General features: G+C 60.1%; 29 protein-coding genes. 18 read left to right on the forward strand and 11 right to left on the reverse strand.

The annotated features are described in order from the left end of the window. The first annotated feature begins 127 nt into the window (after positions 1 to 127). The 7 genes from DCC25_RS09215 (at position 128) to DCC25_RS09245 (ending at position 4,131) form a co-directional block, all read left to right on the forward strand. Positions 128 to 457 (forward strand): AAA family ATPase, encoded by a 330-nt coding sequence (locus DCC25_RS09215; RefSeq protein ID WP_110101455.1) that lies wholly within the window; start codon positions 128 to 130, stop codon positions 455 to 457. Next, complete coding sequence (locus DCC25_RS09220) at positions 454 to 1,308, forward strand: hypothetical protein (protein ID WP_110099195.1); 855 nt, start codon at positions 454 to 456, stop codon at positions 1,306 to 1,308. Before DCC25_RS09215 ends, DCC25_RS09220 begins: the two co-directional genes overlap by 4 nt. Positions 1,309 to 1,656: 348 nt before the next feature. Then, entirely contained in the window at positions 1,657 to 1,908 is a 252-nt protein-coding gene (locus DCC25_RS09225; RefSeq protein ID WP_110101456.1) for an ABC transporter substrate-binding protein, read from the forward strand. Between the two features lie 88 nt (positions 1,909 to 1,996). Beyond that, positions 1,997 to 2,194 (forward strand): hypothetical protein, encoded by a 198-nt coding sequence (locus tag DCC25_RS09230; RefSeq protein WP_110099197.1) that lies wholly within the window; start codon positions 1,997 to 1,999, stop codon positions 2,192 to 2,194. Between the two features lie 355 nt (positions 2,195 to 2,549). Next, positions 2,550 to 2,831 (forward strand): hypothetical protein, encoded by a 282-nt coding sequence (locus DCC25_RS09235; protein ID WP_110099198.1) that lies wholly within the window; start codon positions 2,550 to 2,552, stop codon positions 2,829 to 2,831. Positions 2,832 to 2,848: 17 nt separating this feature from the next. Further along, entirely contained in the window at positions 2,849 to 3,475 is a 627-nt protein-coding gene (locus DCC25_RS09240) for a SatD family protein (RefSeq protein WP_158278489.1), read from the forward strand. Next, entirely contained in the window at positions 3,472 to 4,131 is a 660-nt protein-coding gene (locus DCC25_RS09245; protein WP_110101458.1) for a hypothetical protein, read from the forward strand. Before DCC25_RS09240 ends, DCC25_RS09245 begins: the two co-directional genes overlap by 4 nt. A 38-nt stretch (positions 4,132 to 4,169) precedes the next feature. Here the strand turns inward: DCC25_RS09245 and DCC25_RS09250 are convergent, their stop codons facing one another. Together DCC25_RS09250 and DCC25_RS11245 are read right to left on the reverse strand one after the other, a co-directional pair. Further along, the gene (locus DCC25_RS09250) at positions 4,170 to 4,481 is read right to left on the reverse strand and encodes a hypothetical protein (protein ID WP_110101459.1); all 312 of its coding nucleotides are present in this window, start codon (positions 4,479 to 4,481) and stop codon (positions 4,170 to 4,172) included. 10 nt (positions 4,482 to 4,491) lie between these two features. Continuing rightward, a complete protein-coding gene (locus DCC25_RS11245; RefSeq protein WP_110110713.1) occupies positions 4,492 to 4,848 on the reverse strand; it encodes a hypothetical protein in 357 nt (118 codons plus the stop codon). Here DCC25_RS11245 and DCC25_RS09260 point away from each other — a divergent pair. The 5 genes from DCC25_RS09260 to DCC25_RS09280 all read left to right on the forward strand — a co-directional run bounded on the left by DCC25_RS09260 (position 4,847) and on the right by DCC25_RS09280 (position 9,245). Then, positions 4,847 to 5,056, forward strand: a complete 210-nt coding sequence (locus DCC25_RS09260; RefSeq protein ID WP_158278488.1) for a DUF4282 domain-containing protein — start codon at positions 4,847 to 4,849, stop codon at positions 5,054 to 5,056. The genes DCC25_RS11245 and DCC25_RS09260 overlap by 2 nt on opposite strands. 283 nt (positions 5,057 to 5,339) lie before the next feature. After that, a complete protein-coding gene (locus DCC25_RS09265; RefSeq protein WP_110101462.1) occupies positions 5,340 to 6,398 on the forward strand; it encodes an iron-siderophore ABC transporter substrate-binding protein in 1,059 nt (352 codons plus the stop codon). Positions 6,399 to 6,433: 35 nt separating this feature from the next. After that, a complete protein-coding gene (locus DCC25_RS09270) occupies positions 6,434 to 7,381 on the forward strand; it encodes an iron ABC transporter permease (protein WP_233242920.1) in 948 nt (315 codons plus the stop codon). Then, positions 7,378 to 8,448 (forward strand): iron chelate uptake ABC transporter family permease subunit, encoded by a 1,071-nt coding sequence (locus DCC25_RS09275; protein ID WP_183145630.1) that lies wholly within the window; start codon positions 7,378 to 7,380, stop codon positions 8,446 to 8,448. Before DCC25_RS09270 ends, DCC25_RS09275 begins: the two co-directional genes overlap by 4 nt. Continuing rightward, entirely contained in the window at positions 8,445 to 9,245 is an 801-nt protein-coding gene (locus DCC25_RS09280) for an ABC transporter ATP-binding protein (RefSeq protein WP_110101464.1), read from the forward strand. The genes DCC25_RS09275 and DCC25_RS09280 overlap by 4 nt, the downstream gene beginning before the upstream one ends. Before the next feature lie 221 nt (positions 9,246 to 9,466). On the opposite strand, the gene DCC25_RS09285 is transcribed toward DCC25_RS09280, so the two are convergent. The 6 genes from DCC25_RS09285 to DCC25_RS09305 form a co-directional block, all read right to left on the reverse strand. After that, entirely contained in the window at positions 9,467 to 10,573 is a 1,107-nt protein-coding gene (locus tag DCC25_RS09285; RefSeq protein ID WP_110101465.1) for a hypothetical protein, read from the reverse strand. 92 nt (positions 10,574 to 10,665) lie between these two features. Continuing rightward, on the reverse strand, positions 10,666 to 11,694 hold the full coding sequence (locus DCC25_RS09290; RefSeq protein ID WP_110099203.1) for a hypothetical protein: 1,029 nt from the start codon (positions 11,692 to 11,694) through the stop codon (positions 10,666 to 10,668). Beyond that, complete coding sequence (locus DCC25_RS09295; RefSeq protein WP_110099204.1) at positions 11,678 to 11,938, reverse strand: hypothetical protein; 261 nt, start codon at positions 11,936 to 11,938, stop codon at positions 11,678 to 11,680. The genes DCC25_RS09290 and DCC25_RS09295 overlap by 17 nt, the downstream gene beginning before the upstream one ends. A 276-nt stretch (positions 11,939 to 12,214) precedes the next feature. Continuing rightward, the gene (locus DCC25_RS09300) at positions 12,215 to 13,633 is read right to left on the reverse strand and encodes a phenylacetate--CoA ligase family protein (RefSeq protein ID WP_233242950.1); all 1,419 of its coding nucleotides are present in this window, start codon (positions 13,631 to 13,633) and stop codon (positions 12,215 to 12,217) included. Positions 13,634 to 13,693: 60 nt separating this feature from the next. Continuing rightward, positions 13,694 to 13,909, reverse strand: coding sequence for a hypothetical protein (locus DCC25_RS11700; RefSeq protein WP_233242951.1), 216 nt, complete (start codon positions 13,907 to 13,909; stop codon positions 13,694 to 13,696). A 41-nt stretch (positions 13,910 to 13,950) separates the two neighbouring features. After that, positions 13,951 to 14,274 carry a putative quinol monooxygenase gene (locus tag DCC25_RS09305; protein ID WP_110101497.1) on the reverse strand — a complete coding sequence of 108 codons (324 nt, stop codon included), beginning with the start codon at positions 14,272 to 14,274 and terminating at the stop codon, positions 13,951 to 13,953. A gap of 88 nt (positions 14,275 to 14,362) precedes the next feature. On the opposite strand from DCC25_RS09305, the gene DCC25_RS09310 reads away from it, so the two are divergent. Next, positions 14,363 to 15,286 carry a site-specific DNA-methyltransferase gene (locus tag DCC25_RS09310; protein WP_110101467.1) on the forward strand — a complete coding sequence of 308 codons (924 nt, stop codon included), beginning with the start codon at positions 14,363 to 14,365 and terminating at the stop codon, positions 15,284 to 15,286. A 63-nt stretch (positions 15,287 to 15,349) separates the two neighbouring features. Here the strand turns inward: DCC25_RS09310 and DCC25_RS09315 are convergent, their stop codons facing one another. After that, entirely contained in the window at positions 15,350 to 16,147 is a 798-nt protein-coding gene (locus DCC25_RS09315) for a hypothetical protein (protein ID WP_110101468.1), read from the reverse strand. A 252-nt stretch (positions 16,148 to 16,399) separates the two neighbouring features. Here DCC25_RS09315 and DCC25_RS09320 point away from each other — a divergent pair, with 252 nt between their 5' ends. Together DCC25_RS09320 and DCC25_RS09325 are read left to right on the forward strand one after the other, a co-directional pair. Then, on the forward strand, positions 16,400 to 16,945 hold the full coding sequence (locus tag DCC25_RS09320; protein WP_110099277.1) for a peptidylprolyl isomerase: 546 nt from the start codon (positions 16,400 to 16,402) through the stop codon (positions 16,943 to 16,945). Positions 16,946 to 17,048: 103 nt separating this feature from the next. Next, on the forward strand, positions 17,049 to 18,002 hold the full coding sequence (locus DCC25_RS09325) for a rhomboid family intramembrane serine protease (protein ID WP_233488047.1): 954 nt from the start codon (positions 17,049 to 17,051) through the stop codon (positions 18,000 to 18,002). A 115-nt stretch (positions 18,003 to 18,117) separates the two neighbouring features. Here the strand turns inward: DCC25_RS09325 and DCC25_RS11705 are convergent, their stop codons facing one another. After that, positions 18,118 to 18,354, reverse strand: a complete 237-nt coding sequence (locus DCC25_RS11705) for a cell division protein CrgA (RefSeq protein ID WP_233488049.1) — start codon at positions 18,352 to 18,354, stop codon at positions 18,118 to 18,120. Between the two features lie 107 nt (positions 18,355 to 18,461). Between DCC25_RS11705 and DCC25_RS09335 the strand changes: the two genes are divergently transcribed. Genes DCC25_RS09335 through DCC25_RS09340 form a run of 3 tightly spaced genes read left to right on the forward strand, consistent with a single transcriptional unit; the run spans position 18,462 to position 20,217 of the window. Further along, positions 18,462 to 19,448: a class E sortase gene (locus DCC25_RS09335; RefSeq protein WP_110101469.1), complete on the forward strand. Its 987-nt coding sequence runs from the start codon at positions 18,462 to 18,464 to the stop codon at positions 19,446 to 19,448. Between the two features lie 11 nt (positions 19,449 to 19,459). Beyond that, positions 19,460 to 19,624 carry a hypothetical protein gene (locus DCC25_RS11460; protein WP_166769954.1) on the forward strand — a complete coding sequence of 55 codons (165 nt, stop codon included), beginning with the start codon at positions 19,460 to 19,462 and terminating at the stop codon, positions 19,622 to 19,624. Beyond that, on the forward strand, positions 19,624 to 20,217 hold the full coding sequence (locus DCC25_RS09340; protein ID WP_110099280.1) for an aminodeoxychorismate/anthranilate synthase component II: 594 nt from the start codon (positions 19,624 to 19,626) through the stop codon (positions 20,215 to 20,217). The genes DCC25_RS11460 and DCC25_RS09340 overlap by 1 nt, the downstream gene beginning before the upstream one ends. Positions 20,218 to 20,260: 43 nt before the next feature. Here the strand turns inward: DCC25_RS09340 and pknB are convergent, their stop codons facing one another. Then, the gene (gene pknB, locus DCC25_RS09345) at positions 20,261 to 22,171 is read right to left on the reverse strand and encodes a Stk1 family PASTA domain-containing Ser/Thr kinase (protein ID WP_168186111.1); all 1,911 of its coding nucleotides are present in this window, start codon (positions 22,169 to 22,171) and stop codon (positions 20,261 to 20,263) included.

The raw sequence follows: 22,171 nt of genomic DNA on the forward strand, positions 1-22,171 counted from the left end.
CAACGGACGACTCGAACACCTGCGCGGATCCGCCCTGGGCTTCCGGAATCTCACCAACTACATCGCCAGGTCCTTGCTCGAGAGCGGAGGATTCAAGCCCCGTCTACACCCTCGATTGTGAAGAGCCATGAAACTGCGCGAAATGTCGAAGGGTATGCGCGAGAAGATCCAGATCGCGCTCACCATGTCCCGCCGGGCCAAGCTTTACCTGCTTGATGAACCGATCAGCGGTATCGACCCGGCCGCGCGCGACGAGATCCTCGACACCGTCCTCAACAACCTGGCTCCCGACTCACTGTTGGTGATGTCAACTCACCTCATCCACGACCTTGAACCTGCTATCGACACGGTGGTGTTCATGCGCCACGGTCGTATCACGCTCACCGGCAACGCCGACGATCTGCGCGCTGAACACGGTCTGAGTATCGACCAGCTTTTCCGAAAGGTATTCCGATGACACTGACACTCTTAAAACACGAGTTCATCCGCACCCGCGTTCTGCTTGCGATCATCATCGGTGGCGCCCTCGCGGCGAGTGCTTTAGGCACGCTGCTGATGTGGATCAATCTGCCAGTCGTGAGTCACTTCGGGCCACCACTGATCGTGTTACCGATCGTGGCGCTCGTGCCCGCGACTCAAATCGCCCTCGCCATCGACTTTTGGTGTTCAGGGTTTCGCAGTGGAGGCTACCTCACTCACGCGATTCCGGTGAAAGGCGCAACTATCTTCTGGACGAAGTTATTGCACATGATGCTGGCGACGGCGGTCGTATTGATCATCGGATTCCTGCTGTTCTGGGCCGCCTGGTTCACGTTTGCGAGCTCACCAACCGCTGCTGGTTTGGGCCCTGAGGAGCCGAACTTGTTCGTGGCGTTGGGCTCGGGACTAGAGGCTATCAGCGACTTCATCCCGCTACCATTGCTCCTCGGAGTGTACCTGCCGATCGTGGTGCTATTCATATTTTTCACCTGGCCGGTGATGTACGCATTCATCGCCTCTGTCGGTAGCGAGGGTCCATTCGGTCGAATGGGCATTGGTGGCCTGGTTTTGATGGCCGTGATCACCTACGTCGGTAGCCAAGCCATTATCTTTCTTGCGATACTGGCTATTCCGTTGGGATTCGACTTCACTGTTGTTAGTGACGATGGAACACCGCAGCTGGTGGTCATCAACACCCTCGAGATCGCCTTTGCCGATGGTGACAGCGCCATCATGCCACTCGGCGTGTTCGTCGGAACGATCCTCACGCTTGTCATCGTCATGTGGCGCACCCACCGTTCCTGGAATCGGCACGTTTCACTCAACTAATTGTGCGGTGATGCGGCGGGCAGGATCCTAACCTGCCCGTCGCTGGCAGTGTGCCGGCACCGTTCGTGGTGGATGTGATTATTTTCTGCGGTCACGGCGATTCCCTCGGGATACCTGATAACTATCTATTGGTCTTGCATAACGATATAAGACTTGCCGTCGATGTGTTGTCGAGTACTCACACACTGTAAGGTCGACAAGGTGTCGTGAGGTGGCACCGGTACCGTCCCACCGTGGCTACCTCGAAGGAGATCCCATGAATCGTTGGGAAAAGACCCGGAACAGACTCACCACTCTGGTCGGAACCGCTGTTGTGCCTCTGACACTTAGCGCCTTCGGGGGCTATGAGTGGGTCCGAAGCTCAGCGGAGACGCCATTGTTGATCTCGACCCCGACGTGATCCTGGCACCGCGCTCAGGTATGACCCAGAAGCAGTACGACCTGCTGGACGATATCGGTCTGAGAGCGGCTTGTCTCGAGTTGACGTGGACCATCACGTGGGAAGAACAGATTCACACCGTCGCCACCGTTCTGGGGGAAGAAGACCAGGCCCCGAAGCTGATCGAAGAGATCGACCAGGAATTTCACGACCGTAGCTAGGAGGAATAGTCCAACGACACCTTCTCGTATATACCAGAAGGGACCAGGCACACCGGGCCTGCTCTTTCCTGGAGAGTAGCGCGTCCCGATGGAGAGCAAATTCGGTTTGACCGTAGACTCGGCGCTGATCGGACTCGAGAACATCGATATGCTCAAGAATCCCGATCTGAGTTTTATCTGGTATGACGATAAGGAAAACCGGAAAGTGATCGAAGGCCAAGATCTCTACGCTTCGATTCTGGCAATTGACAACGGTGTTGTGGTGGCACCGACCAGTCTTTGGTGACCGCATCCTCCATTATGAGCCCATTAACTGTGCCCTGGGTGCTGGACCGATACGAGACCCATGATCGATGAGACCGTCCAGAATGCTGAGGGCGAAGGCTCCGCGGACCACGCCGAGTAAAACACTAGTTCGCACCTGTCCTGCGCGGTGGCGACGACGCCTCCTGACAGCAGGTGCTGGCAGCCCGCTGGCCACCCGCCCTGGTCGGGGCAGTGGTCGGTGCTACTCTGGCTGTTTATCCAGGAGCTGACCCGCAACCCGCTGGAAGGGCCAGGGCTACCCCGGATGCCCACCGGGGCCTGCGTCGCGGTGGTAAACGGCTACTGCCTTCTTCGCATTACTCGGTGCCATCGCCGTGGTGATCCTGGTCTCGGTGCTAAGTCGGTCCTCCGGTAGCGAATCGGTCGTACCGCTGAGCCTGGCCGGAGCATGGTTTGACACCCACTGGGCGATACTGCCCGCGGTGCTTCTCGGTCATGGCAAACTCATTGCCGAAGATCCCGCCGCCCTGCTCCTCACCGCAGAGTTGGTCCACCGGGTCTTTGGCCCCGAGTGTGAGATCTTCCCTGACCCGCGCCCGATCGCAGAACGCACCGAGAAGTTCACCTCAAAAATAGTTATACTAGCCTCTATATAACTGTTATGGTTATATACATGACGAGCGTTCCCGTGATTTTCGACATCGTGGGGTCCCGTGATCTTCCCGATCGTGTCGTGGCCCATTCTGTGATCATGGATGCTTTTGCCCGTATCGAAGAGCAGATTGTGCCCGACCATCCGGCCTGGGCCACAGTGGGCGACGAGTTCCAAGCGGTCTACTTCTCGTGGCAGGACGCGGTGCGAAGCCTGTACCGTGTGCATCTTTTCTTGCCGGCAGAGGTCCAGGTACGTGCTGGAGTGGGCATGGGACGTATCACGACGATTGCTCGTAGCGTCACCGGGCCAATTCATGACGGGCCCGGCTGGATCGCAGCCCGGGAAGCCCTTAACGAAGCCGAGGTGCTCCAGCAATCCTTACCTGCCGTCAGACACCGCCTGCGCGGGGAGGATGCCGACCTGGCGGCGGCGGTTAACGCTCAATTTCTGGCCGTTGACCAGGTACTGGCCCGGTTCAAGTCCCGCGAACGTCGCATGGCCGGAGCCTTATTGCACGGGGTGACCCAACGGGAGATCGCCCAGTCCGAAGGAATCAGCCAGGCGGCAGTTTCCAAAGCCGTGCATCGGTCTGGGGCAGCTATGCTGTTACGGTTAGATCGCGAGTTGGCGGGGGAGACATCATGATGTTTGGTTGTGCCCTGCTAGTCATCGGGGTCAGTGATCTACTGGCCGTGTTCATCCGCCGGATGCCGGCCCGGTGGCTGATCGCGACGGTGTGGTGGCTACTGACCCTCATTGGTGCCACGGTCGTGACCCACTGGTGGCACGCAGCCGTGGCGGTCGTGCTCGCTCTCGTCTGGATGGTGGCTAGCCAACGCCACCTGATCTGGCGTGGTCCAGTGCTGGTCGTGCTACTGGCCGTGGTTTTCGGTGTCACGTGGGCGACTGGAGATCACGAGCCCAGCCCGATCGTTATGGCGACCGGATCGTTGGTGTTCTTATCCAGTACCGGCAATGAAGTGGTGCGCAGTGTTTTGGAACTTACCGGGCGTCACGAGATGCCCGGCCAACACCGGCCCCCGGAGGAGGAAGGCTCCACAGCCTCCTCACTGCGAGGTGGTCGTATCATCGGTCCGTTGGAACGGATCATCATTTATGTGCTGGCCTTGACGGGTGCCCAAGGCATTGTGGCAGCCCTGATTGCCGCCAAAGGGATTGTGCGCTTTCCCGAAATTTCCGCCGATCGTCGGATCGGGGCCCGGGCGGAAGAATTTCTCATCGGGTCCTTGACGAGCTGGGGTCTGGCCGGAGCGCTCGCGGCTGCCACGCTCGTTCTCTAGGCCCCATCTGTCGTGTTCCCTCAGTCCGGGCGGGCCGGTCACCGCCCGGTCAGGCGCATCAGTCTCCGGCCGGCCACGATGATCTCGGCGGGGGTTTGCGCGGGATCGCAGAACAGAACCGGGGTACCGGCTTGAGGTTTCCCGGCGCAACGGGGCAGATGCGCGGTGGCTCGACTCAGGGTTGCCACCGCCGGGGCCAGTGAATCCGCCCAGCGAGTGCGTAGCAGTCGGGCAATCCGTTGTATCGGTTCGGGTAGCATGAGACAGGTGCCGTCGAGCCCGTCAAGGTAGCGTCGCGGGTGATGGGGATCCAGGCGTAACCAGCCGGTGAATTCCCCCGGTTCGGCCACGCCAGTGGGTTCACACGCCAACAGAATCTGGGTTTCGGCTCCGGACCCGATCGGCCCAGCCGGAGCTGTCGGGCTGGGCGACGGCCTGTACCGAGGTGGTGAGGAAACCGATGCCGTGGAGTCGGTAGCCACCGGCCCGACGGAACACCTCGGCCGACGCCGGGTTATCCTCACCGATATAGGTGACCCGCAGGGGGCGGCCCACCAGTCCACCCCGGGCCAGTCCGGCCCTAAGCCCCCTAACTCGCGAACGTCCGTGGAAGACAGAGGCGTCTTTGCCTTTCTGTTTGATATGTCGGTCGATAGCTTTGTAACCATCAAATTCACGAAGTTTATCTTTAATTTTGATGATCGTTCTGGTCGCCATGTCGCTGATCTTTGGCTGGCTGGTGCCAGCATTTAGCATGATGGGGACAGATGCCGCGCCGTTCGGGATATTGTGGTTGCTGTTTGGGTGGATCTTTCCCGTCATTCAGCTCGTGTTGTTCCGTGTGGTGCTGGAGCTATTCATCGCGACGATTCGCACCGTGCAGAATACCGCTGGTACTCGCCAGGAAATTCAGGTGCTGCGTTAGGAGCTTGCGCAGCGCAACTGAGTTTCACAGCTAATCCGGCTGTTTTTAAGAGGCGATCGCCCGTGTGGTGATCGCCGCTTTGATGTGTGTGATGGTCGTGGCTGTGAGTGCAGATCGACATCGTCGCCAGCTTGAGTTCTGCCGACCTTTCTAACATCCAATTGATGTTGCATAACAAAGTAAGTGTACCCTAAACTTTAAGGTCGAGTAGATACACACCGTGGGCTCGATGAGGTGTCCTCAGCAAGCGCTGTTTGGCCTTGACTACCTAGAAAGGGATTTCATGAATCATTGGCAGAAGACCCGACACGGAATAACTGTTGTGGCAGGAACTGCTGTTTTAGCTCTGACACTCAGCGCTTGCGGTGGTGAGAACGGGCCAGATGACCAGGCAGAGGACAACGGTGCATTCGAAACCGTGGAGATTGAACATGCCCTGGGTACCGCAATTATTGAGGACAAGCCCGAGCGCGTCGTGACCCTTGGTCAGGGCTCGACGGAGACGGCCATTGCCCTAGGTGTGACCCCGGTGGGTATTGAGGAATACCCATGGGGTGCTGATGACACCGGCTACTTGCCCTGGATCCATGAAGCCGTGGAAGAGGTCGGTGATGAATTGCCCGAACAGTTCACCGGCGGTACAGAACTTGATATCGAAGCCATTGTTGATCTTGAACCCGACGTCATCCTCGCACCGTGGTCAGGTATTACCCAGGAGCAGTACGACCTGCTCGACGATATCGCACCGACGGTAGCTTATCCGGAGTTGCCCTGGACCATCACCTGGGAAGAACAGATTGAGACCGTCTCTACCGCACTGGGCGAAAAAGAACGGGCCCCGGAGCTGATTGATCAGATCGAGCAGGAATTCGAAGACTATAGTCACGAGGAATGGTCTGACTACACGTTCTCTTATATTTACAACGATGGACCAGGAACGCTCGGCGTGTTCTTCCCCGGAGAGCAGCGCGTCCAGATGGTGAGCAAGCTCGGGTTGCAAGTGGATCCGGCAGTTGAGGACATGAAGGAATTCGAGGTCGAAGGGACCGACTCGGCAATGATCGGACTCGAAAACGCTGATATGCTCAATGACTCCGATCTGATCTTCACCTGGTATTCCGATGAGGACAATCGCGAAGAGACGGAAGGACAGGACCTCTACGCCTCAATTCCGGCGATCGACAACGGTGCCGTGGTAGCACCGACCGACCAATCCTTTGTAACCGCATCCTCCATCATTAGCCCGCTGACGGTGCCCTGGGTGTTGGACCGTTACGAGCCGATGATCGATGAAGCGGTCGAGAATGTGGAGGGTGAAGGCTCCGCTGACGACGCCGAGTGAAAGCCTGGATCGCACCTGTTCTGTGCCTATTCTTTTTGCTGCTAGCCAGTGCCGCATCAATCGCCTACGGGTCTCGGGAGAATGACCTCCGCGAGGTAATTGACGTGTTGCGCGGTGGCGGTGACGCCCACTTACAACAGGTTCTGGCAGCTCGCTGGCCACGCACCGTGGTCGGTGCCACCGTCGGTGCCTCCCTGGCCGTTTCGGGTGTGATTATCCAAGGTCTCACGCGTAACCCACTGGGTGAACCCGGTCTGCTGGGTGTGACCACGGGGGCCTCAGCCGCTGTGGTCACCGCGGTTGCGTTCTTCGGGTTCTCCGCTACGGTCGGGCCCGCCACGGTGCTGGTCGCATTACCCGGGGCCATCGTCGTGGTGGTCTTGGTCTACGTCCTCAGCCGGTCGTCCGGAAGCCAATCGGTGGTGCCCCTCATTCTAGCGGGGGCCGTGGTCTCGGCGGTGCTGACCGCCTATATTCAAGCCATGGTGCTCACGCGGCCACAGGTTTTCGACTCCTACCGGCACTGGGTAGTTGGTTCCTTGGCTGGAGCCCAATTCGAAACCCTGTGGGCCGTACTGCCCGCGGTGATCCTTGGACTGCTCTTGGCCGTGATCCTTGCCCCGGGGCTGAACACCCTGGCCTTGGGTGATGAGGTGGCGGTGTCGCTGGGGGCCCCAGTCGTTGCCATCCGTGCCGGAGGAATTCTGGCGGCCACGCTGTTGGCAGCAGCCGCCACCGCGGCGGTGGGACCTATCGCATTCATCGGGTTGGCAGCCCCGCACCTGGTGCGGTCCTTGGTTGGTGGTGACTTTCGGCAGCAGGTACCCGTTGCCATTCTGCTGGGAGCCTCCCTGTTATTGGCCTCCGACGTCGTGGCTCGGGTGATCACCCGGCCCGAAGAACTCATGGTCGGTGTCGTGACCGCCTTTCTGGGTGCTCCCTTTCTCTTGGTGGCGGTACGCCGCGGAAAGGTGGCAGTATGACCACCGCACCATCCCGTTCACGCCCCACGCTACGACGTGGCGAGAACATGTTGACCCTCGGCAACATTGTGGCCATTCCCTACAGCCCCCGGAGCGCTGTACTGGCCGTGGTGTCGATTCTGGTTATTCTGGTCTTGGCAACGGGCATTGTGGCTTGGGGGCCGATGGGGCTTGGGCCGGCCGAACTGAGCGCGCTGCTGAGAGGGGAGGCTGAACCCAGCACGATCTTTGTGCTTGAACGCCTCCGTGGCCCCCGGGTATTAGTCGCTATCGGCGTCGGTATTGCTTTAGGACTCGCCGGGGCGCTGTTCCAAACGGTCACCCGTAATCCGCTGGGTAGCCCCGATGTGATCGGGTTGAGCGCTGGAGCTGGTGCTGGAGTGGCGGTGGCGACCATGTTCTTTCCCGGGATGGTTTCCGCATCGGTGGGTTCTCTCATCGGCGCGGCCGTCGCGGTCGGACTGGTGTGGATTTCTACCGGCTTGGGCTTTGCCTCCCCCTCTCGGGTCATCGTGACCGGAATCGGTGTGGCCGCGATGTCGCTGTCGATCACCCACTACGTGGTGGCTGTGGATGTGCGGGATTCTGCCTCCCAGCTCGCCGCCTACCTTGCTGGGTCACTGGGGGCACGAAATATGGAACACGCCACGACCATCGGCATCGCCCTGCTGGTGCTGATCCCGGCGGTCATCGCCCTCAGCCACCACCTGACTCCGATGGATATGGGCGATGAACTGGCCGATACGTTGGGTAGCTCGGCTACCAGCACGCGCGCCTGGGCGATTGTGCTTGCGGTCATCTTGGCCGCCATGGCGGTCTCTGTGTCCGGACCGATTGCCTTCGTGGCGCTATCGGCGCCACATATTGCACGCCAAGCCACGCGCACCCCGGGCCCCCACCTGTTTCTGTCCGCCCTGGTGGGTGCACTGATAATGTTGGCCGCTGACTTCTTGGTTCAACACGTCCCGCTATTTGACGGGCTCCCGGTGGGGGTGATCACCACCGGTGTCGGCGGGGTGTATTTGGGATACTTGCTGATCAGTACGTGGAGGAGGTCCACTCGATGAGCACCTCATCGCTAGCAGAGGCATCATTACAGGCCACGGGCATCACGGTGGGCTATGGCGGGAAGCCACCGGTTTTAGAGAATCTGGACTTCCAGGTTCCTGCCGGACAATTCACCGCGATCGTAGGGCCCAATGGCTGTGGCAAATCCACGTTAGTGAAAACCTTGGCCCGGACCCTGACCCCCTCCGCCGGTCACGTGAGCCTGGATGGGCGCCCCTTGGACCGGTACCGCTCTAAACAGATTGCCCGTCGTGTGGCATTACTTCCACAAGATCCGGTGGTCCCCGATGGGGTCACGGTCCGTGGGCTGGTCGCTCGAGGACGCCACCCCTACCATTCGGCACTGCGCCAATGGGTGGCCGGTGACGACGGAAAGATTGCAACGGCTATGGCCGCCACCGACGTGACTGCCCTGGCCGACCAGCCGGTCGCAGGACTGTCTGGAGGCCAGCGTCAGCGTGCCTGGATCGCAATGATTCTCGCCCAGGACACCGAGTACGTGCTCCTCGATGAGCCGACGTCCTTCCTGGATCTAGCCCACCAGATCGAGGTCTTGACGATCTGTCGCCGAATGCGCGATGAACGTCGCAGTGTGGTGGCAGTGCTTCACGACCTGAATCAAGCCGCCCGCTACGCCGATCAGCTGGTGGTCTTAGCCGGCGGGAACATTGTCGCAACCGGGGCACCCCACAATGTGCTCACCGCCGCATTGGTGCATGAAGTCTTCGACTTGGAGTGCGAGATTTTCCCCGATCCGCAATCCGGTAGCCCCATGGTGGTGCCGCTGGCTCCTTAGCCTCGCAAGGGTCATTGGCAGGGTAATGTCAGCACTTCCTCCGGGCGTGCCGGCGGTGGTCCTCGAGGAGATCGACAATATCGTCGGGCGATTTGCGTCACTGGTGTTGGATCACCAGGGTGGGGTATGTCGCGGGGTGATGAGGCCGGGCACGTCGATGGCGCGTAAGCGATGCAGCCAATCGGGTAGGGAGGTGTCCAAGTTTGTTGAAACCGGTTCCTCTAGCGTCCGGTCATCCGTGCGGAACGTGGCGGCGTGGATGCGGGAACTCCCACCCGGAAATAGGACAGTGGTCGGTGGTTGTGCTGGGATTGTTGATCGTGGGATGTGACCCAGCGGTGGAGATAGGACGCGGTGGCCGGTGCGTCAATCATTTCGGTGGCCGGTGCCACGGATAACCCGAGCTGGTGCAACCGTAACCACAACCTGTGCAAGGTTCTGCCGGCGTCGATGATCTGGGCGGGACTCTCGGCGGAGGCAGAAAACAGCACGGGTGTGCCACGGGTTTGGGTGTGATGTTCCGCGGTGGATGTGCCGGGGGACCTGAAGCGGGTGTGAACCCTAGCTAGCATCCGGGAGGTGGCCGAGAGCGGTGTCGCCAGGATGTCGGCGAGTGGAGTGCGTGCCACCCGGGCCAGGCGTTGCACTGCCGGTGGTAGCAGCAGGCAACCGCCGTCGAGCCCGTCGAGGTGACGCCGCGGATGGTGCGGATCCAGGCGTAACCATCCGGTGAGTTCGCGGATCAGCTCGGGCGAGGAGCTCAAATGTCTCGAGGCGATGGTTTCCAGGTCGCTGATGCGGGGGTCGGTGAATTCGACCGCCTGGGGGAATTCAGCGAGCGCCGTGGCCACAACATCCGACGCTGGTGTCAGCATGCCACGATAGACCCGACGGGAGAGCACATCCTCGGCACTGAAGTCATCGGTCGGTGCGGCGAGGGGTTGTAGCCGGAGCCGGATGCTGGTGTTGGCGCCCGAGCCAGTGACAGATTCGATGCTGAGCCGGTGTGGGTTCTCACTGTCCTGGCTGGCTGCAATTTTCAGGGATTCAATCCAGCAGCCCAGAGCAAGATAGAGGTCTCGGTCGGTGGGGTCACCGTAGATTAAGCGCCGTTCCGGGTGGACGCCCAGGTTGATGATTTTCTTGGGGGCGTCAACAAGGGGGTTCCAGGGCTGTGTGTTGTGGGCTGAGGGGGCCCGACCAGCGATCTGAATCCAGCCCTGGAGTCGATCGGCCCAGCCGGAGCTGTCGGGCTGGGTGATGGCCTGTACCGAGGTGGTGAGGAAACCGATGCCGTGGAGTCGGTAGCCACCGGCCCGGCGGAACACCTCGGCCGACGCCGGGTTATCCTCACCGATATCGGTGACCCGCAGGGTGCGGTAGCCGGCAGCGGAGAGCTGGGCAAATAACTGGCGGGAGACTAAGGAGAGCAGTCCCCGTCCCTGAAGCTGCGGTCGGTGCCCTGGGTGATCAACACGGCATCGCGCAACGAACTGGTGCGGTGTGGAACCGGGCGGAGTTTCTCTCCGGCTAGCTCGGCCAGCTGGCGAGGGCCCAGACGGCCGTTATGGGAGCGCAGGATACTCACCGGATCGGGGACCACCAGCGCAAAACTGGCCGGGCCTGTTGATGCGGACGGGGACAGGTCGTGGTCGAGGATCACAACGAGCCGGGGATCCATCAGTACTTCTAAGCCGGCCGCCTGAGCCCTCATTTGGGCCGGGGAGATCTGAGTGTAGTAGGGAAGCTGGGCAAAGGCCGCATTGTGCCCGGCCCGCAGGTGTTCTACCACACCGGATCGGCCCCGTAGATTCCAGCGGGTGACTTTCCGCGGGCGCACTCCGGCCCGCCGGTACTCCTCGACCGTGGGCGGGGTTCGGTACTGGTCCGGGATGGTTGCGACCGGAAGTTCCCAGGTGGCAGCCGGATACACCGTGGTGTAACCGAACTCTTCGGCCACATCCACTAGGACGGGGTCGTTGTAGGTCGAGTCGAAGAAACCAGGGTGCTCAAATCCAGAGAGCACGGCCCCGCCGGTCTGGTTCGGCAGTAGGCTGACCGGCCCAAAAATCTGGCGGAAACCCTGCTGTTCTGCCCGGGCGTGGATCCCGGTCAGCAGCGCTCGGAGTGCTGCTCGGTTCCGGTACAGTAGCGCCCCGAAATATAGGGCCGGTCCACCACTCAGCAAGCCCGAACCGCTCAGCTTGGCATCCACGGTGTGTGAGGCGTGCATGGTGGCGTGGGCGTGGATCTGGCCGGTGGTGTCCTCTCGGACGACCAGCATCCGGCACCAATCCACCTCGGGGTGGTGTCCGGTGAGCCAGGCGCGCAGGTCATCGGCGAGGACGGGCACCATCTTGTCTCGCCAGCCGGCACCGACGGGAGGGTCGGCGACCAGCTGATTCAGCTCCCGGTGCGGGGTGAGTAGCTCTTCACACCGTAGCGTCACGGCGGTCCCGCAGGCGCTGAATGGTGTCGACCCCGGAGCCCACCAGTGCTTTGGCCAGGGAAGTCGCGATCCCCACGCCCTGAATGGTGGCGCGGGCAGCCCGAGACAGCACCGGTGGTGGGGTCTCCCCGGGGGCCGGGCGGGACCACTCGGTCAGTACCTGCAGCTGGTCATGCTCGGCCGACCAGGTGCCATTGGCGTATCCGATGTCGTCGGCCTCAAGAATCCGAATGAATCCGCCCACCACCGGATTAGCGTTGGGACCGCTGGGTAGGTGGCCGGAGTGTCCATCAGGGCCGACCGGGACTCGAAGGCCACCACCAGACCGATACGTAGCGGGAACTCGAAATAGCTACGGTGCCACAAATAGCCCGGCGCATTGCGCAGTCGACGTCCCAGGGGCGGCCAGACCAGAATTTGTTGGATCAAGGCAGCGACATTGCGGTACTCATTCTGACCGAGAAACAGGCAACCGGTCCGGGCTTGGGGGCTTTGCAGGCTGAAAAATCTCGAGTGCGCATTAGCTTTGTCTCTCGTCGTGCTGGGTTCGGGTCAGGTAGACGTTCTTGATCTTGGTGTTCGGGTCGCTGAAGGGGCCGGTCCCAAAGTCGTGGACCACCACCCGGATTTCTGCCGCCGAGGCATCCTCGGTCAACGACACCGCTACATCGCGAGAGACCGAAGCCAGGTGGTCCAACACCTGCTCGGAGAGCTGATCGGCCAGCTGATCTTTGGCGACCTGGTCCAACCGGGCGGCCGGGTAGGTCTCGGGATCGCGGAGCTGAATGTGCATGCGGGGCCGGTGCTCGAAATCGCCGATTTCCATCAGCTCAATCTGGAAAGAATCGATCACCTTGGCCGCCTCGGGGTCTCGATACAGCCCGTTTTGCACATCGAGCGGATAAATATTGGCGCCCATATAGGAGATCGTGGAGTCTTTCCGCCCGAACAGCAGCAGGAACGGCAATTTCATCTGCTGATTCCGGTAAGCCTCCTTGAGCCGGGAGACCAGTTGCGGGAAGGCGCTGGTGATCTGCACCATCTCGGGGAAGGACAGGATCCGCGCCTCGTCGCCAATGTTGTACCGCAACCGCGGGCTCATCACCGCCGAGGAATTGATGGTGACCATCAATTCACCCTCGTCGGTGGTCTCCATATAGGTTTCCAGCGGGTTGTACTGGAAAATCATGGGGGTTCTGGTCTCGTTCTGGCCCAACAGCGCGGTGCGGAAGGCGGGATTAGCGATCAACTCTTTGCGCAAGGTGATGCTCAGATCGGTCTCGCCACCCATGCCGATGGTCAGATCGGAGGCACCATAGCCGGAATAGACCCGGTCGAAGGTGCCCAGTACGTAATCCCGGAGCCCTTCGGTCATGGCCTCGCCACCAACGAACCCGTTGATGGTGTACTCGGCGAATTCGTCTCCGCACTCATCGAGGAGATCTTTCAGATGCTTCAAAAACGGTGGATAGGCGCTGATCAGGTAGGTGAATCGTGGTCCGAAGTGGCGCAGGGTATCCAGGATCTTCTCCAGGTCCGGGCCGGTGTTCTTCACCATCGCAATTTTGGCCATGGCCTGACCGGTATTGGTCCCGGTCGCCCAGGCACCCATCGAGAACGCATTAATGCAGAACAAGTTCTTGCCACCAAAGAGCATGGTCACATAGCCGGCGACATTCTTATGTACCGTTGCGGTTTCGTCCTTGGACCGCATCCAGTTGAACGGGGTCCCCGTAGAACCTGAGGACTCATCGACGACGGTGCCGGCCACCTCGATTTCACCGTCCCAGCACCGACTGGCTTCACCATAGGCCCTGACATAGTCGTCTTTGGAGGTAGGCGGATACGAGGCCAGATCCCACCAGCTGAATTCATAGTCGTTGCGGACCAAATAATCCTGGTAGGCCGGTACGTCCAGGGAGGCATGCTGGCAGATCATCCAGGCGTTGAGCTTGGCGAACCGTTCCAGACAAGGATGATAGTTCTTGGCGGTCAGCCGCTACAGGGCCGGGTCCAGCCGGTAAATGCTGTACAGCGAGGTGAGCCCAACATTAGCAGCGCGCAACGCGATTTGCCGGGCAATATTGATCGGGGCCGACTTGATCGGCAACGGCAATAGCTCGTCGTCGTCACGGGTGACCGTCGAGCGGGTACCGGTTCCGCGCAGGCGTCGGGAGGCTTTGCGCAGAGCCCGACGCAGACTCGATCTGCTCATGTGGCACAGCTTACGTTTCCGGCCAGTAACCGGACAAGAGGTTAGCCCTCGATCTTTTGCTCAGCCATCTCGTCCCAACCGTTGCCCTCAACCTGGCGGGAGATAATTTTCGGAGTCGACAGCAGATGCGGACGCATCGTCTCCAGCCCCTTGGCAAAGTGCTCACTGTTCACATGTGGGGCCGCACCGTCGTCGGTGAACCCTTCGATGAGGATGAACTCGTTATCGGCCTCCAATGATTTGGACCAGAAGAAGAAGAGGTTCCCTTCTTCGGCGCGCGTGGACTCGGTGAACTCCTGCACAATGTCAGGCCACTTCTCAACAGACTCAGGCTTGACTTCGTGACGGACCACAATGAAGTACATGACCATGGCTCCTTTCGGACGCGATAAACACGCCAGCTAACGTGACAGTTGTCTCTAGGCTACAGCCGGCGCCGTTAGAGTTGGAGGCATGACAAACGCCGACCGGTTCTCCCTACAGCATCCTCACGCCGTGATTCTGGGGGATAATTTGGGGCTACTGCAAAGACTGGCCGATGCATCAATCGATCTGATCTATATCGATCCACCCTTTAACACCGGAAAACGCCAAGTCCGGCAGAATATGGCCACCACGCGGTCGGCTGAGGGCACCCGCCGAGGATTTAAAGGCGCTCGTTACCAGACCATCAAGGGTCACCTGTATGCCTATAACGATCAGTTTGAGGACTATTGGGAATTCCTGGTGCCCCGGCTGGAACAGGCTTGGCGCTTGTTGAAACCCACCGGTACGTTCTACCTGCACCTCGACTACCGTGAGGCCCACTACGCCAAGGTGCTGCTGGATGCTCTGTTCGGGCGGGACTGTTTTCTCAATGAGATCATCTGGGCCTATGACTACGGTGCCCGCAGTAAGAAGAAATGGCCGGCCAAACACGACACGATTCTGGTCTACGTCAAAGACCCCCAGCAGTACTACTTCAACAGTGCAGAGGTGGACCGGGAACCCTATATGGCCCCGGGACTGGTGACCGCTGAAAAAGCAGCACGAGGTAAATTACCCACTGACGTGTGGTGGCACACTATTGTCTCTCCGACGGGGAAAGAAAAAACCGGCTACGCCACCCAAAAGCCAGAAGGCATCCTCCGCCGGATCGTTCAGGCCTCCTCAGCACCCGGAGATACTGTGCTGGATTTCTTTGCCGGGTCCGGCACCACCGGTGCCGTGGCCGGACGCTTAGGACGTCATTTCGTGATGATTGATCAAAACCCCGATGCTATCAGCGTGATGCATCAGCGTTACCAGCACCGACTCCCCGATCTCAAGGTCGCGTATCTGCGGTCCATGCCGGACGGGTTGGAGACCTATCAACCATTGGCGACATCCGGCCGTTAACCCCACAGTGGGGGTGGAGCATAGCCCCCACTGTGGGGTTAGGTACTTACTGCGCCGTGAGTGTTACTTCTTCTCGGCGGCGTGAGCGCCGGAGGGCTGGGAGGACGCGGAGGTATCGATCGTCACGTCGGTGGTGTTCTGATCCTGCTCGTTCGAGCCGGTCTCCGACGTGACAGCCGGCTGAGCGGCCGGCTTCTGCTCGGCGTTCCGCCCGGAGCGCTGTGCGCCCGGAGTAGCGGGAGTGCCCTGAGCGATCGGCTGTGGGGTCGGGTTCTTCCAGGGATCCTCGACAGGCTTGGTCAAGCGGTAGATGGCGAAAGCAGCACCCGAGGCGGCCACGGCCAGACCCACGAAGATCCAGACTTTGTTACCAGCCTTGGACTTCTTGGCTTCCTTTTTGGCCTTCTTATGCTGCTTCTGCAGTGTCTTCTCGGCAGACTTGGTGTATTTCTCCAGCGCCTTCTTCAGTTTCTTCGAGGCCTTCTTATCGCCGGTGACGGTTTCCAGCACGTTCTGCACCGGTGCCGGAACATCGTGGTCGGATACGGCGTTCGCGGTTTTCTCGGCAGCCTGAGCCAGCTGTTCGGTGGCAGCTGGTGCGTAGTCTTCGACAACCTTGGTCCGAGCGGCCTCAAGAGCCTCGGAGACTTTATCCACACCACGCTGAACCAGCGGGGTGGCTTTCTCCACGCCGTCCTGGAAGGTTTCTCCCGCCCAGTTCAGGGCGTTCTCCACCTTTGGAGCCGCCCACTCTTTGGCGTTTTCGAAGTTATCGGCCAAAGTCGACTGGACCGACCCAGAAGCCTTCTTCAGCTTCTTCTCGGCCTGACGTGCGGCTTTTTGAGTAGAACGTTTCGACATCGTGGTCTCGCCTCCATTAGGGACACTAGCTTCATCCCTAGCCTACGCGGGAATCTCGCAGTCTTCTATTGTGTGAGTGCGTGGCCACGAAAGATGTCGCGACAAGTCATGAATGACAACAGGAAACAGGATACTCTGACTGCGGTGTGTTAGCCGGGTGTGAATGTGCTCCAGTACGGCTGGATCGTAAACCGGGTTTTTCTCACCGCGGATATCGCCCCGAAATCCCTCGGTCATGAAAGAATAGAAACCATGAGTTCAATTGCAACGCACCAAGCGACCATCCATACCAATCTCGGCGATATCGTGGTCGAGCTGTTCGGTAACCACGCTCCAAAGACCGTGAAGAACTTCGTGGGCCTGGCCACCGGCGAGCAGGAGTGGACCGACCCGGCCAGTGGTGAGACCAAATCTGGTACCCCGCTGTACAACGGAACCATCTTCCACCGGATCATCAAGGACTTCATGATCCAGGGTGGGGACCCGCTGGGTCAGGGGATCGGTGGTCCCGGTTACGAGTTCGACGATGAGATTCACCCCGAACTGACCTTCAACGAGCCTTATCAGCTGGCGATGGCCAACGCCGGTATCCGTAACGGCAAGGGCACCAACGGCTCCCAGTTCTTCATCACCTCAGTGCCGACCACCTGGCTGCAGGGCAAGCACACCATCTTCGGTGAAGTCACCGATCCCACCTCCCAGCAGGTTGTCGACCAACTCAACGCAGTACCCACCGGCAGGAACGACAAGCCGGTTGATGATGTGGTGATTTCCTCGATCGAGATCACCGAGCTCTAAATCCAGCCGATCACTGATGAGCTTACACCGCCGGTTCCGCGCTGATGGTGGAATCGGCGGTGTTGTGCTGTGACCACAACGACCCCACCCAAGGACTCCCGGTATGACCACCTCAGATTCGAACCCGCCGGAATATGGTGCCTCGCCCGGCTCTTCTGCCTCCGAACCACAACCGGTCTGCCACCGGCACCCGGACCGGGTCAGTTATGTCCGCTGTAAGAATTGTGGCCGACCGGCCTGCGGCGAATGCCAACAACCCACCGAGGTGGGCGTGTTGTGCGCCGATTGCGTGCATCAGAACCAGGGTGCCCGCACCACTCGGCGCAGTGATACGCCTTGGGTGACGTATTGTCTGATGGGACTGTGTGTGGTGGTCTATATCCTGCAGTGGGTGACTGTCGCGCAACCGCAGGGCGTGACTCAGTTATTCCAATATGCCGGCGTGTATACCTCGGCGGTAGCACTGGAATACCCTTGGCTCCCCTTTGAGCCCTGGCGCATGATCACCTCGGCCTTTGTGCACTCCCTCGCCAACCCGGTACACCTGCTGATGAATATGCTGGTGCTCTACATGATGGGACGCGCGCTGGAACCGGCCCTGGGCCGGGTACGGTTCCTGGGTCTGTACTTACTGTCCGCTTTCGGCGGCTCGGTGGCCGTGCTGTTTCTCTCTGAACCTCATGTTCCAGTTGTCGGTGCCTCCGGTGCGGTCTACGGCCTGTTTGCCGCCATGTTCATTCTGCTACGCCAGTCCGGAGGACAGCTGGCTTCGATCACCGCGTTGATCGTGTTGAACCTGGTGATTTCCTTCGTGGGTAGCAATATCTCCTGGCAGGGCCACATTGGTGGACTCATCACCGGGGGTCTTACCGCCGGACTGATGCTGGGTCTGCACCAACTCTTCAGCAAGCGCATGGCTGACCCCACCTTGCCAAACGTTTCCGGCGGTCTATCCGCGACCGCGGTGGCTCAGCTGGGCACCTGGCTGGCCATTGCCGCGGTCTTCGTGGTGCTGGTGGTGCTGACCTGGGTCGGCGCACTGTCCATCACATTGTAACGAGCGAATTTATCCACAGGGTTGTCCACCGATGTGGAGTAAATACCAGCTGTGTAATTACAATCCTGTGATTCTCCACAGATGCTATCCACACTGTGGATAACGACCGGTGGGTTTAGCGCCAGCGCGTGGTCATCAAAAAACCGATAATGGCGATCCCAAAGCCCACCACGATATTCCAGGCGCCGATGGATTGGATCGGCAGCGTGGCTCCGGATAGGTAATACACGATAATCCAGATCAGACCGATGATCATCAGTCCGAACATGATCACCTTGTACCAAACCGGTAGCGGATCAGGTTCGATGTCTTCTCCGAGCACTTCACGGCGAGTTGGATCTGAGTTCGTCACAGGACTTCCTGACGTGGATATTGCGGACAGTGTGGTAGGTCGGACATAGAATGGTCCAGGACGACATTCTACCTACTGGTTGAGCTCGCCTGGTCAGAGAGAAGAACATGAGCACACACGCCACACACCCCCGCCGAGGCGGATTGCCTCGCCCCGGTCGCCGGTTCCACGATGACGTGTCCGGTCAGCCCTCAGGTGGCTACTATCACCCGGGTAGCTATCAGAAGATGCGTCGGTCCTTGCGTCCAGCCAAACCCACAGTGGTCAGTGTCTTAGGTGAACTGCTGGTGACCGCCGGGGTGTTCCTGTTGCTATTCGTGGTCTGGGAACTGTACTGGACCAACCTGGATGCCAATCGGCAGGCTGATGCCCACCAGCAACAGGTCATCGACGACTTCCAACGCAACTACGACGGGATGTTTACCGGCGATGGTCCGGATCCAGCGGTGCCGGCCGAGGTTGGTGACGGCGCAGAGGCGTGGGGCATTCTCTACGTGCCACGCCTGGGCTCAGACTGGTCCTCACCGGTGCTTGATGGGGTTAGTCCGGAGGTCATCGATCAGGGCGTGTTGGGGCGCTACCCGGATTCTCCCCGTCCTGGCGAAGAAGGCAACCTGGCCATGGCTGCGCACCGTCAAACCCACGGCTCAATCCTGTGGGATATGGACCAGGTGGTCGAAGGCGACCGGATGTATCTGCAAACCGCTAACGGCTGGTGGGTTTACGAGGTGAAACAAAACCACATTGTGCTTCCCACCGCCATTGAGGTCCTGGACCCCAACCCGTTGGATCCCGGTGGACCGGCATCGGGCCAGTGGTTGACCATTACCACCTGTCACCCGCTGTACACCACGCGAGAGCGGATGGTGACCCACGCCGAAAAGGTGGAGTTCGTTCCACTGGCCGACGGTCCTCCGGAGGAAATCGCCGAGGTGGCCGCGGAGAGTATGCCCGCCGGTGCCACCACGATCGATCCTGATCTCGAAGAGACCATGCACGAGCTGGCTCCGGTGACCATGGAAAACCTCTACGAAAAGTACCACGCGACCCAGACCCAGCGTGAAACCGAAACAGCTGAGGCTGCTGCACGGTAAAGGAGAACATCATGTACGCCTGGTTTTTCCATATCTTGCCCGGGCCCACCTGGCTGAAGTGGATCGAAGTGCTCGTCCTGCTTGCCCTGATCGTGTTTGTGCTGATGGAGTTCGTCTACCCGTGGATGTCTGAATTCGGGTTCTTCTCCGATGCCACCCTGGAGACAGAGCAGTGATCTCCAGGTCCCCCCGCATTCTGGTGATTGACAACTACGATAGCTTCGTGTTCACCGTGATCAACTATTTGCGCGATGCCGGTGCCGAGGTTGAGGTGTTGCGCAATGACGCGCTGAGCTGGGAGGAGTTCGTGGAACGCGCGCAGGCCGCTGACGGGGTGCTCATCTCCCCGGGTCCCGGTGATCCCAGCTCGGCGGGGGTGAGCATGGACCTGATTCGCTGGGCCGCTGAGCAGGCCAAGCCACTATATGGTGTGTGTCTGGGGCACCAGGCTATCGGTGAGGTGTACGGGGCCCGGATCTCCCGCGCTGCCCAACAGCTCCACGGCAAGAACTCGAGCGTGACCCACACCGATCACCCGATGTTTGAGGCGGTGCCCAATCCTTTTACCGCCACCCGTTACCACTCCCTGGCAGCCGAACGTGACACCGTGGATGAGACCGTCTTGGAGGTCACCGCCACAACAGCGGATGGGGTACCGATGGCCTTTGCGCATCGCCACCTGCCGATTTGGGGAGTGCAATTCCACCCCGAGGCACTGATGACTGAAGGTGGCCACGAGATGCTCCGCAACTGGGTGAACACACTCTAGCCGCATCTACCCGGGGTTGCCGGGCGGTGCCGGGCATTGCGGGTTAGTTCTCGTCCTCCGGTGTGGATGTGGTCTCCTCCGGCTCGGACTCCTCCGGACTGGTGGTATCTTCCTCCGGCGAGGGCTCGGCTGTGGTCTGCTCGTCGGTCGGGGTGGGTTCTGGTGGTTCAATGGCCACCGTGATGGTAATGGTGGAGCCCTGATCGACGGTGTTGCCACCGGTCACCGACTGTTTGATGACCGTATCGGGTTGGGCTTCATCGGTCTCTTCGGTCTCCACATTGGCCGACAGTCCCACACCATCAGCTTCCAGGGCCTGGACGGCATCGGCCTGAGATCTGCCGATCACATCGGGCACTTCGACCTGACCGTTGGACATCTGCAACGAAATCGTTGCCCCATAGGAGACCGTTGAACCCAGCTCCGGGTTGGTATTGACCAGTCGGTCACGATCCACCGTGGCCGAATTGACGTAGTTGATATCGTCGACCCGCAGGCCCAGACCTTCCAGCGTATCGCGCACGGTCGCCTCAGAGGCACCAGCCAAATCCTCGGGCAAGACGACCTCTTCGGGACCCATCGAGATCTTCAAGGTGATCTCATCATATTCCTGCAGCGTCTCGCCGGCAGCCGGGTCGGTGCCCACCGCAATATCGGCGGCAATTTCGTCGTCGTGGACGTTCTCAATCACCGGACGCAATCCGGCGGTGGTCAATGCATTTTGGGCATCGGTCTGCGACATCCCGGCCACGTCCGGCACGGTGACCTGAGATTGTTCAATCTGTTGTTGCTGCCAGTCTTGATAGAACCACCAGCCGGCCACGCCGGCACCGGACAAGAGCAACAGGACCACGATCCAGATCCACGCGGTAGATTTTTTCTTCTTGCGCGGTTGGGGCTCGTCGAGATCTTCGACCACGTAGCCCTCGTCGTCGTGGTTCGGGGCAAAGGGATCCAGGGGGTCCTGCTCGGATTCGGTGGCCGAGACGGTGGAGAATGCCTGGGTGGCCTCGGCCTCCGACCCGGGGCCGGCCATCGGGACGGCAGCCGGTAGCACCGTGGTGTGCTGGGTCGTGGCTTCTTCGTCGTGATCGGGGAAGATGCCGTGGTAGTGGGCATTTTCCAAGGCTTGGGCGAAGTCGGCACCGGTATCGAACCGATCATCGGGATCTTTCGACAGGGCTTTGGTGATCACCGCTTCCAGGGCCGGGGTCACGTCTGGGTTGATGGTCGAGGCCATCGGGGGGTCTTCCCGCACGTGCTGATAGGCCACCGAGACCGGTGATTCGCCCACGAACGGGGGACGGCCGGTAACCAGTTCGAACAGCACACAACCGGCCGAGTACAGATCGGAGCGGTAATCGACCTGCTCGCCGCGAGCCTGCTCGGGGGAGAGGTACTGGGCGGTGCCGACGACCGCTTGGGTCTGCGTCATGGTCGTGGAGGAATCTGACAGGGCTCGGGCGATCCCGAAGTCCATGACCTTCACATCGCCGGTCTCGGTGACCATCACGTTGGCCGGTTTAATGTCGCGGTGCACGATGTCGTGTTCGTGCGAGTAGTTCAGCGCAGCCAGAACTCCTGACATCCAATGCACCGCGTCATCGATGCTGACCTCACTGGAGCGCAACAAGGTGCGTAAGGTGGAGCCGGAGACGTACTCCATGATCATAAAGGGGCAGGATACCCCGGTGTGATCGGTATCGGGCAGGCGCTCTTCTCCGGTGTCGAACACTGCCACGATATTCGGGTGATTCAGGGCAGCCGAGGAGTGGGCCTCGCGTTGGAACCGGGTCTGAAATTGGGGGTCGCGTGCCAGATCCGGGCGCATCATCTTGATCGCCACCTGGCGACCTAAGCGTTGATCGTGGCCCAGGTAGACGTCGGCCATTCCGCCGCGACCGATGAGCTCGCCGATCTCATACCGATTGTTGAGTACTTGCTGTTCTGACAC

It is taken from the genome of Auritidibacter sp. NML120636 (assembly GCF_003185945.1).
In the GTDB taxonomy this organism is placed as follows: Bacteria; Actinomycetota; Actinomycetes; order Actinomycetales; family Micrococcaceae; genus Auritidibacter; species Auritidibacter ignavus.

Coding starts and splice junctions, on each gene's coding strand:
- DCC25_RS09280 (WP_110101464.1), top strand. CDS start 8,445: ATGAGCACCTCATCGCTAGCAGAGGCATCATTACAGGCCACGGGCATC.
- DCC25_RS09240 (WP_158278489.1), top strand. CDS start 2,849: ATGACGAGCGTTCCCGTGATTTTCGACATCGTGGGGTCCCGTGATCTT.
- DCC25_RS09275 (WP_183145630.1), top strand. CDS start 7,378: ATGACCACCGCACCATCCCGTTCACGCCCCACGCTACGACGTGGCGAG.
- DCC25_RS09320 (WP_110099277.1), top strand. CDS start 16,400: ATGAGTTCAATTGCAACGCACCAAGCGACCATCCATACCAATCTCGGC.
- DCC25_RS09215 (WP_110101455.1), top strand. CDS start 128: ATGAAACTGCGCGAAATGTCGAAGGGTATGCGCGAGAAGATCCAGATC.
- DCC25_RS11700 (WP_233242951.1), bottom strand. CDS start 13,909: ATGAGCAGATCGAGTCTGCGTCGGGCTCTGCGCAAAGCCTCCCGACGC.
- DCC25_RS09265 (WP_110101462.1), top strand. CDS start 5,340: ATGAATCATTGGCAGAAGACCCGACACGGAATAACTGTTGTGGCAGGA.
- DCC25_RS11460 (WP_166769954.1), top strand. CDS start 19,460: ATGTACGCCTGGTTTTTCCATATCTTGCCCGGGCCCACCTGGCTGAAG.
- DCC25_RS11245 (WP_110110713.1), bottom strand. CDS start 4,848: ATGGCGACCAGAACGATCATCAAAATTAAAGATAAACTTCGTGAATTT.
- DCC25_RS09315 (WP_110101468.1), bottom strand. CDS start 16,147: ATGTCGAAACGTTCTACTCAAAAAGCCGCACGTCAGGCCGAGAAGAAG.
- DCC25_RS09260 (WP_158278488.1), top strand. CDS start 4,847: ATGTCGCTGATCTTTGGCTGGCTGGTGCCAGCATTTAGCATGATGGGG.
- DCC25_RS09335 (WP_110101469.1), top strand. CDS start 18,462: ATGAGCACACACGCCACACACCCCCGCCGAGGCGGATTGCCTCGCCCC.
- DCC25_RS09305 (WP_110101497.1), bottom strand. CDS start 14,274: ATGTACTTCATTGTGGTCCGTCACGAAGTCAAGCCTGAGTCTGTTGAG.
- DCC25_RS09220 (WP_110099195.1), top strand. CDS start 454: ATGACACTGACACTCTTAAAACACGAGTTCATCCGCACCCGCGTTCTG.
- DCC25_RS09325 (WP_233488047.1), top strand. CDS start 17,049: ATGACCACCTCAGATTCGAACCCGCCGGAATATGGTGCCTCGCCCGGC.
- DCC25_RS09245 (WP_110101458.1), top strand. CDS start 3,472: ATGATGTTTGGTTGTGCCCTGCTAGTCATCGGGGTCAGTGATCTACTG.
- DCC25_RS09230 (WP_110099197.1), top strand. CDS start 1,997: ATGGAGAGCAAATTCGGTTTGACCGTAGACTCGGCGCTGATCGGACTC.
- DCC25_RS09300 (WP_233242950.1), bottom strand. CDS start 13,633: ATGATCTGCCAGCATGCCTCCCTGGACGTACCGGCCTACCAGGATTAT.
- DCC25_RS09310 (WP_110101467.1), top strand. CDS start 14,363: ATGACAAACGCCGACCGGTTCTCCCTACAGCATCCTCACGCCGTGATT.